We start from the raw sequence: 956 nt of genomic DNA, 5'->3' as shown, positions 1-956 counted from the left end.
GGCCGCGGCGGCCCGGAGGAGGAGGGTGCGGGCCTCGTCGGCGTGCGCGCGCCCGCAGTGCCGGCCGGCGGTGACGAAGCGCTCCTCCCAGCCGGGGGCGTGGGCCTCGGCCTCGGCGAGAGCGGTGTCCAGCCAGGCGCGGGCGGCAGGGGCGGTCAGCATGTCGGGGCCTCCCGGCGCAGGAAGGAGAGGGAGCCGCGGGCGAGTTCGGGGCCCGCGTGGGAGTGGCGGGGCAGCTCCACGACGGTGAGTCCGGGATAGCCGGCGGCGGTGAGTTCGGCGAGGGCGGCGAGCACCGGCGGGAAGTCGATCTCTCCGTCGCCGAGGGGCAGGTGTTCGTGGACTCCGCGGCGCATGTCCTCGATCTGGAGGTGGTGCACCCAGGGGGCGGCGGCGCGGAGGCAGTCGGCGGGAGGGAGGGGTTCGAGGCACTGGCAGTGGCCGATGTCGAGGGTGAGGCCGAGGACGGCGGGCGCCGGGTCGCCGAGGAGTCCGCGCAGGTGGTGGAAGTCGTCGAGGGTGGCGAGGAGGYGACCGGGCTCGGGTTCGACGGCCAGGGGGACGCGGGCGGCTTCGGCGGCTTCGAGGACGGGAGCGAGGGAGGAGGTGAGCCGCTTCCATGCCTCGTCCGGCGGGGTGTCGGCCGGGACGACGCCGCTGAAGCAGTGCACGGCGTGGGCGCCGAGGTCGGACGCGACCCGGACGGCCCTCAGGAGCAGCCCGATGCGGGCGGCCCGACCGTCGGCGTCCGGGTCGAGCAGCGACGGGCCGTGCTTGCGCCGCGGGTCGAGGACGTAGCGGGCGCCGGTCTCGACGGTCGCGGTGAGCCCCAGCTCGCCGAGACGGCGGGCGACCCGGGCGGTGCGGGCGGCCGCGCAGGTGGTGGAAGTCGTCGAGGGTGGCGAGGAGGTGACCGGGCTCGGGTTCGACGGCCAGGGGGACGCGGGCGGCTTCGG

1 protein-coding gene is annotated in these 956 nt (G+C 77.1%); it reads right to left on the bottom strand.

Annotated elements, in window-relative coordinates; all coding sequences use genetic code 11:
* Nucleotides 1–155 precede the first annotated feature (155 nt).
* On the bottom strand, nt 156–956 hold an 801-nt coding region (locus EAO70_RS36615; RefSeq protein WP_148007091.1), incomplete at its 5' end, for a sugar phosphate isomerase/epimerase family protein.

It is taken from the genome of Streptomyces sp. adm13(2018), assembly GCF_008042145.1.
GTDB lineage: Bacteria > Actinomycetota > Actinomycetes > Streptomycetales > Streptomycetaceae > Streptomyces.
Note: the sequence above shows the minus strand (reverse complement) of the source record. Positions and strands in the feature narration are given on the sequence as shown.